This is a genomic window from Mycobacterium sp. E802, assembly GCF_001666875.1.
In the GTDB taxonomy this organism is placed as follows: Bacteria; Actinomycetota; Actinomycetes; order Mycobacteriales; family Mycobacteriaceae; genus Mycobacterium.
This window is the reverse complement of the sequence record NZ_LZJD01000116.1, coordinates 37,105-44,878: the sequence shown is the minus strand read 5'-3', so window position 1 is coordinate 44,878 and position 7,774 is coordinate 37,105. Positions and strand designations below refer to the sequence as shown.

Below are 7,774 nucleotides of genomic sequence, written 5' to 3'. Positions count from 1 at the left end.
TGTGAAGGGGTTGTTGGTAGATCTGAATGTAATCCATACTCGAGAACCTCCCAACTACCCCTTCACAGCCCTTCACAAATTCGGCGTCATGCCTGTTCATCGGTAGTTTCCTCAAAATCGCCATCGGTGTGGAACCGAACGCCCAACCAGGCGGTGAACTGCTTGCTCAAAGGCCTCCCCGTGGACCCTGGAACGAGCTTGCTCGGTGGCCTCGACAGGTGCCCTGATCTGGTCCGGCGAACGACTTTCTTGGTCACGTCGTGGTCAGCCACCTCACTGTGCTGGGCAAACCTCGCGGTGAAGTTCTGGTCACTCCAGGCGCGGTGACCGCTGGACTTGAGCCAGTCGGTGAAGTCCTCGAACAGTTCGGCGCTGACGACATAGGCATCGGCATCGAACACCAGCCGGTCATCGAGGTAGCGCATGAGCAGATCCGAAGTCCTGCGCCACTTCTCGGTGGTCTCGCGGACACAGTCCGGGTCCTGCGGCATGACTCGGCCACCCCGGTACCAGCGGACCGCTCCAGCGACCAGCCACGCCAGCACGGCCTCGGGCTGGCCATCGTCGCCGTGGCGCAACCGCTCGCGCAGGCTCGGATCTCCGATCCGGTCGAACGCGGTGCGGATCTCGTCACTGCTGCGGCAATACCGGTACGGAAAGTCCAGCAGCGACAACCGCCGCCAGGTGCCCATGTCGGACTCGTCGACCCGGGGCAGGTAGTTGGTCGTCACGAAAGCGGTGTGGCTCGGGCTCCAGTGCACCGTGTCCTTGCCGCAGTACCGGGCGCTCATCCTGCCGGTGCCGTGGAGGTCCTTGAGCCGCTTGACGTTCAGATGGCCCAGTTCGGGGAACTCCTCCATCAGCGCCAGCCGCGCACCCCGCAACGTCATCAATTCGGTGGGGTGGTCACTGGTTCGCGCCAGTAGCACGCGCTCGGGCATCGTGACGGCATAGTCGTCGCCTGCGGCGTGCCGCACGGCGTCCACCACCGTCGTCTTGCCGTTGGCACCGGACCCCTTGAACAACACCAGCCGGTCGTCGGGCGTCGGATGACCGGTCAGACCCTGCCCCAGGCGCACCTGCAGCCAATCCACGGCCTCGGCGTTCGGCAGTGCGGCCAGGGCCTGGCCCCAATCGGCGTGCACCGCACCGGGTACGTAGTCGACGGGGGCCAGCTTGGTCAGCATCAGTGCCGGGTCGTGCGGCAACAAAGTGCCGTCGCGCAGGCTCACCACACCGTTGCCCACATTGAGCAGATCCGGGTGAGCGTCGAACTCCTCGGTCGTTGTGCAGCGCAACTTGGCGATGTAAACGACGTTGCGGATCTTGGCCGCGCTGAACAGGCTCGACAACCGCTTGAGCCGGTCAGCGTCGGCACCGGCCTGGGCTTCGGTGACGTGCATTTGAATCAGAGCCTGGCGCACCACCTCGGCCACCGAGGTCTCGGGGACAGGGGTCCAGCGGCGTCCGTCGAACCACATCCAGCCGAACGGGCCGGTGTAGCGGTGATGCTGCAAGTGCTCGGCGGCAATGCGTGCACCGATGTGGGCGTCCTCCAAGCTCCGGGTGTCGATATACCCTCCGGAGGTATCGTGGCTATCAGTCCTTGGATCGGGCTTACTGGTCGCCTCGGCGTTGTCCTCGCCGGGGCGACCGCTCATTTCGGACATCAGGCATCAACCGCCTTGCCACCGCGCAGGGTCTGGGCCTTCTGCGAGTCCATCCACTCATCGAGGTCTCGGACGTCATACATCACGCGCGCACCGAGGCGATAGCTCGGCGGTGCCAGATCGTGCTCGCGGCGATAGCGCAGCGTGCGCACCGGCAATCCGGTGAGCTTGGCCGCTTCGAAGATGTCGACGGCCCGGGGCGATTCCGAACTCACGAGCGAGTTCCTTCCACTCAACAAACGGGTGTGTGAGTGAGTGGGTGTGGGCGGCGCTCATGTCTGGCCGACCAAGGTCCACAGTACACAGATGGGACGCAATGGGACAGCGCCAAATCGGCTGTGTCGCACCGTTATTCCACTCTGCTATGGGACCTACGGCGTGTCGCTCCGCGTGTCGTCGCTCATGACGCCACCAGTTCGTCGTGATGTTCAGCGCTGCCGCCGGTGCCGGTATGGTCGTCGAGGTCGGTCAGGCCAATATCGGCCAGCCGATCGCAGTCGGCCTGGGTCAGCGGTCCGGCGGCGCTCACGCGGCACCCCGATTCAGTTCGCTCTTGATCACCACAACCACGCGGCACAGTTGCTCTTCGATTGAGCCAGTGCCGTCGTCGATGCGCAGCACCAGCGACCCGTGACTCCGGAGGTAGGCGTCACGCGCCACGTCCTTGATCCCGATGTCGGGCTGCCAGCGGTGCGGGCCGTCAACCTCGACGGCGATCCTGACTGCGGGCCAGGCGTAATCGAGCCGGTACGGACCGACCGGGTGCTGGGTGCGGCCCAGGCATCCCCAGCGGTGCAACCGCCACGTGACGCGGTCCTCCAACGACGTGCCGGTGGGCAGGTTGTGTTGAGTCAGCAGGGCGCGGGTAGCGCGGGTCACTGCGGTGGCGCTCACCGGGCACCGTCCCGCGCGCCGGTGGTGTGCACGCTCTCGTCCACCCAGCGATGTACGTCTACCCAGCGGTACCGAATCGACCTGCCCAGCCGAACGAATTGAGGGCCGCGACCCTCGAAACGCAGCCTGGTCAGCTGGTTCGGCGTGGTCCGCAGATACTCGGCCACCTCCTGAGCCTTGGCCAGGCCGGTACGAGGCGGGCTGTCTGAGGCAATTGCATCTGCCATCGTTGCTGCCTTTCATGTTCCCTGCCATGCAGAATCGCAGGGCATGACACGAAAGCTACGCGCACAAATCGGCACGAAAAAGCATGAAACCACTTGCAGGACAGGTTATTAGATCACCTTCTTTGAGGTCTCTATAACTGCGCTATAGGTTGATAATTTCGATATTGCAGTGCTGAGATGCGCATTTGCCAATGAACCTATTTGCTAGTACGTCTAAGATAACGATTAGGTCACAAGTCACGGCACCACGGCGGCGGCGCGGGCCTTGTCCAGGGCAACGGCAACGGCCTCCAGGTCGTCATCGAACAGATCGGCGTAGAGGTCCAACGTCATCGCCGCCGAGGCGTGCCCAAGCATCCGCTGGACCGCCTTCACGTTCGCACCAGCCGAGACGGCCAGCGACGCGGCAGTGTGGCGCAAGTCGTGCGGGGTGACCCGTGGAATCCCAGAGCCTGCAACGGCCTTCGCAAACCACCCGGACACGGGGTGCGGGCGGCGCAGGTGGTCGCCGTCGCCGAACAACAGGTCTGCCCGCTGCTTGTGCTCGCACTGGCGCGCCAGCAGTGGCACCAGGAACTCAGGCAGCGGCACCGATCGCTGCTTGTGGCTCTTCGGCGTGCCAACGTGCATCTGGCCACCGGCCTGCACGGCGTTCTCGTGGATCAGCACCCGCTTGCGCAGCAGGTCCATGTCTTCCACCTTCAGACCGACCGACTCACCCCAGCGCAGGCCGGTGTAGGCCAGCAGCAACACCAGGGTTCCGTACTCCCCCGCAGCCTCAGCCAGCGCGGCGACCTGCCGGTGGTTCAGATACACGTGCCGCTTGCGCGATGTCTTCGGCAGGGCCAGACCGGCGGCGGGATTGCGGGGCATAAGGTTGTCGCGCACGGCATCAGCCAGGATCTGCGACAGCACATAGTGGGCGCGCTTGATCGTGGCGGGCTTGATCGCCTTGGTCTTGTCGGTGCCCTGCCCCAACTCAGTAAGCCATGCCGATACGGCGGTCGGCTTAATATCGCCGAGGGCGACGTTGCCCCACCGTGGTTGGACCCTCACGCGCCAACAGGTCTCCATCACGGCGTACCCGGACGGCTTGAGGTGACCCTTCTGCCGTTGTAGCCAGGCCTCGCCGAGGGCATCCACGGTCGTGCGAGCGTCGGCGGGGTTGACGTACTCACCCCGCATCTTGGCCACCTCGACCGTGTTGGCGAACCGCTCGGCCTCGCGCTTGGTCTTGAACCCGCGCTTGTCGGTCTGCCGGTTGTCTGGCGTGCGGTAGCGAACCCGGTACCGCTTGCCCTGCTTGGTCTCGTATGCAGCCACGACTGCCATGCCCACACGGTAGCGCGGGATGTGGGCAAAATGTGGGCAGATGGTCCGCGCAAGAGTGCCGGGCAAGAAAAAGGGCGGACCGTCTCCAGTCCGCCCTCAGCCAACAATACCGCTCTGACCAGTTACTTTAGAAGTCCCAGTCCTCGTCTTCGGTGACCACAGCCTTGCCGATGACATACGAGGAACCCGAGCCCGAGAAGAAGTCGTGGTTCTCGTCGGCGTTCGGTGAGAGCGCCGAGAGGATCGCCGGGTTGACGTCGGTCTCGTCCTTGGGGAACAGCGCCTCGTAACCAAGGTTCATCAGGGCCTTGTTGGCGTTGTAGCGCAGGAACTTCTTGACGTCCTCGGTGAGCCCGACCTCGTCGTAGAGGTCCTGGGTGTACTCGACCTCGTTGTCGTAGAGCTCGAACAGCAGCTCGTAGGTGTAATCCTTGAGCTCCGAACGCTTTTCCTCGTCAACCAGGGCCAGGCCACGCTGGTATTTGTAGCCGATGTAGTAGCCGTGCACGGCCTCGTCGCGGATGATCAGCCGGATCATGTCGGCGGTGTTGGTCAGCTTGGCCCGGCTGCTCCAGTACATCGGCAGGTAGAAGCCCGAGTAGAACAGGAAGCTCTCCAGCAGCGTGGAGGCCACTTTGCGCTTGAGCGGCTCGTCACCCTTGTAGTACTGCATGACGATCTCGGCCTTGCGCTGCAGGTTCGGATTTTCCTCCGACCAGCGGAACGCGTCGTCGATCTCGTTCGTGGAGCACAGCGTGGAGAAGATGTTGGAGTAGCTGCGGGCGTGCACCGACTCCATGAAGGCGATGTTGGTGTAGACGGCTTCCTCGTGCGGGGTGAGCGCATCGGGGATCAGGCTGACCGCACCGACCGTGCCCTGGATGGTGTCCAGCAGGGTCAGGCCGGTGAACACCCGCATGGTCAGCTGCTTCTCGTGGTCGGTCAGCGTTCCCCAGGACGGGATGTCGTTGGACACCGGCACCTTCTCCGGCAACCAGAAATTACCGGTGAGCCGGTCCCAGACCTCGGCGTCCTTCTCATCCTGGAGCCGGTTCCAGTTGATCGCTGAGACACGGTCGATCAGCTTCATGCCTTCGCTCACCAGAACCCCATTTCACCAGGTCGTTGTGTTTGCCGGACGGCACCCACGACACTACCCCTGGGGTTACGCACCGGCGGGGACCCCCGCATCTAGTGTTTTCGTGTCGCGTCCGGCATGGAGGAAATCGAACTCCCCCGCATCCAGCTTGCGCGTTGCCAGCCAGTACTGCCAGGTCATGCCGCTCCAGAGGGTGCGGTTGACGCCGTGCGTGTCCATGTACCAACTCCGGCAACCTCCGGTGTTGAACACCGTGCCGGCCAGATCGCGTTGCAGTTCGGCGTTGAACTCGGCCTGGGCGCGTGGGCTCGGGGACAACGCTTGCGCCCCGGCCTTGTCGACCGCGGCGATCGCCTGACCGACGTAGCGGATCTGCGATTCGATCATGAACACCACCGAGTTGTGCCCTAGCGCGGTGTTGGGCCCGAGCAGGAAGAACAGATTGGGCATGCCGGAAACCGCGACACCGCGATGGGCCTGGATGCCCTCCCGGTTCCACCGGTCCACCAGATCCTCGCCGCCGGCGCCTTTGATGTCGACGTAGGTGTAGGAGTCGGTGACGTGGAACCCGGTGGCGAACACCACGACATCCACAGGATGTTCGACGCCGTCGGCGGTGACGATGCCGGTAGGTGTCATGCGGGAGATCGACTCGGTGATCACCTGGGTCTTGGGGTTGGCGATGCCGCGATAGTAGGTGTCGGAGTTGAGGATTCGTTTACATCCGGCGCGGTAGCGCGGGGTGAGCTTGCGGCGCAGCTCCGGGTCTTTGATGCTGCGGTTGATGTTGTAGCGCCCCATCGCCTCGCCGATCTTGAGCAGCCAGGGCTGTTGGGTCATGGCGAAGCCGACGCCTTCGTGGATCCAGTAGATGGCGGCGCGCATCGCAGCGCGGGTGCCGGGCACGAAGCTGAACGCGCGTCGAACCCATTGCGGGAACTTGGTGTTCACTCGCGGCATGACCCATGCCGGGGTGCGCTGGTAGAGGTGCAGCTCGGCGACGTCCTTGACGATCTCGGGCACGATCTGGATGGCGCTGGCGCCGGTGCCGATCACCGCGACGCGCTTGCCGGTCAGGTCGACGCTGTGATCCCACTGTGCGGAGTGGAAGGCCGCGCCGGAAAACTGTTCGCGCCCTTCGATATCCGGAATCAGCGGGATGTGCAGGCCGCCGGCCCCGGAGACCAGGAACTGGGCGACGAACTCCTGGCCGGTGTCGCTGAAGACGTGCCAGCGCAGTTCCTCGTCGTCCCAGTGCGCGCGGTCGACGTGGGTGTTGAACCGGGTGTAGCGGCGCAGCCCGTACTTGGCGGCCACCCCGAGCAGATAATCCTGGATCTCCGGCTGGAACGACCACATGTGGCTCCAGTCGGCCTTCGGCTCGAAGGAAAACGAGTACATGTGCGACGGAATGTCGCAGGCGCAGCCCGGGTAGGTGTTGTCACGCCAGGTGCCGCCGAACTCGTCGGCTTTCTCCAGCATCAAGAAGTCGACGCCTCGGCGCTGCAGTTCGATCGCCATCCCCATGCCGGAGAACCCGCTGCCGATGATCAGCGCGCGGGTGCGGATGGGTTCCTGACCCTGCGGCGAGGGTTGGGCAGCCGTCATAGCTCAGGTCCTTTTCTGGGAACGGCGGTACCGGATAATTCCCAGTTTCCGGACTCCGGTTGCGACTGTCAATGAGAGCGTCAGCTGGCGTGCTGACGGCGCTGAACACCCTCGTGCAGCGGAAGATCGGGGTCGATCCAGATGCCCAACAGTTCACAGGTGCCGTTGATGGATCCGACCATGATCGTGGTCAGGTGGTTGACGAACTCCTCGGCCGGCATCCGGCGCGGGCTGTCCTCGTCGTTGCCCAGCCACCAGTCGGTGGCCGAGGCACACGCGCCGAAGGTGGCGAACGCCGCCAATTCGATCGCGGCGCCGTCCAGCTCCATCTCGCGCAGTTCGTTGGAGAACATGTCGGCCATCGCCAGCGTGATGCCCCGACCTTCGTTGAGCGCACGCATGGTCGATTCGCTCTGTTCGGCGAACCGGCCCTGGATCAAAAACCGCAGCACGTTGGGGTGTTCGTCGACCAGGCGCACATACTGTTCGACGCTGCGCCGGATGACTTCGCGGGCCGGATCGGCGCGCAGATTGATGGCCGGGAAGATCGCCGACCACAGCATGTCGCGCAGCCGCTCACCGATCGCCTGGAACAAATCGGATTTGTCGGCGAAGTGACGGTAGATCTTGGGCTTGGCGGTGCCGGCCTCTTCGGCGATCTCGCGCAGGCTGAGCTCTGGGCCCAGCCGGTCGATCGCCCGGAACGCGGCGTCGACGATCTCCGAGCGCACCTTCTTCCGGTGCTCACGCCAGCGCTCGCTACGGGCATCGACCTTGACGCCCGGGCCATCGCTGGAATGTGATCTCGACGCTCGCCGCACCCGATTACTGTACCCGCCCCGGCGGGGCTGACCTGCCCAGACCGCCGGTCAACACGCGGTTTTGCCGCCTGACCCGGCCGTTCGCCCGGCGAGCTGCCGATGCGGCGCTTCGGTAGTATCGCA

Annotated in this window: 9 protein-coding genes; all 9 read right to left on the bottom strand. The window is 64.3% G+C overall.

Annotated elements, in window-relative coordinates; all coding sequences use genetic code 11:
• Positions 1–86: 86 nt before the first annotated feature.
• The 9 genes from A5699_RS17695 to A5699_RS17660 all read right to left on the bottom strand — a co-directional run bounded on the left by A5699_RS17695 (position 87) and on the right by A5699_RS17660 (position 7,651).
• Entirely contained in the window at positions 87–1,670 is a 1,584-nt protein-coding gene (locus tag A5699_RS17695; RefSeq protein WP_082957768.1) for a phage/plasmid primase, P4 family, read from the bottom strand.
• Complete coding sequence (locus tag A5699_RS17690) at positions 1,670–1,885, bottom strand: AlpA family transcriptional regulator (protein ID WP_082957767.1); 216 nt, start codon at positions 1,883–1,885, stop codon at positions 1,670–1,672. The genes A5699_RS17695 and A5699_RS17690 overlap by 1 nt, the downstream gene beginning before the upstream one ends.
• 185 nt (positions 1,886–2,070) lie before the next feature.
• Positions 2,071–2,199, bottom strand: a complete 129-nt coding sequence (locus A5699_RS30175) for a hypothetical protein (protein ID WP_255378831.1) — start codon at positions 2,197–2,199, stop codon at positions 2,071–2,073.
• Positions 2,196–2,564, bottom strand: a complete 369-nt coding sequence (locus A5699_RS17685) for an endonuclease domain-containing protein (protein WP_067771466.1) — start codon at positions 2,562–2,564, stop codon at positions 2,196–2,198. The genes A5699_RS30175 and A5699_RS17685 overlap by 4 nt, the downstream gene beginning before the upstream one ends.
• The gene (locus tag A5699_RS17680) at positions 2,561–2,791 is read right to left on the bottom strand and encodes an AlpA family transcriptional regulator (RefSeq protein WP_067771464.1); all 231 of its coding nucleotides are present in this window, start codon (positions 2,789–2,791) and stop codon (positions 2,561–2,563) included. Before A5699_RS17680 ends, A5699_RS17685 begins: the two co-directional genes overlap by 4 nt.
• A gap of 237 nt (positions 2,792–3,028) precedes the next feature.
• Complete coding sequence (locus tag A5699_RS17675) at positions 3,029–4,123, bottom strand: site-specific integrase (RefSeq protein ID WP_067771462.1); 1,095 nt, start codon at positions 4,121–4,123, stop codon at positions 3,029–3,031.
• 127 nt (positions 4,124–4,250) lie between these two features.
• Positions 4,251–5,213: a class 1b ribonucleoside-diphosphate reductase subunit beta gene (gene nrdF / locus A5699_RS17670; RefSeq protein ID WP_067771460.1), complete on the bottom strand. Its 963-nt coding sequence runs from the start codon at positions 5,211–5,213 to the stop codon at positions 4,251–4,253.
• Positions 5,214–5,288: 75 nt separating this feature from the next.
• Positions 5,289–6,830, bottom strand: coding sequence for an NAD(P)/FAD-dependent oxidoreductase (locus tag A5699_RS17665; RefSeq protein WP_067771459.1), 1,542 nt, complete (start codon positions 6,828–6,830; stop codon positions 5,289–5,291).
• Between the two features lie 80 nt (positions 6,831–6,910).
• Positions 6,911–7,651 (bottom strand): TetR/AcrR family transcriptional regulator, encoded by a 741-nt coding sequence (locus tag A5699_RS17660; RefSeq protein ID WP_067771458.1) that lies wholly within the window; start codon positions 7,649–7,651, stop codon positions 6,911–6,913.
• Positions 7,652–7,774: the final 123 nt, after the last annotated feature.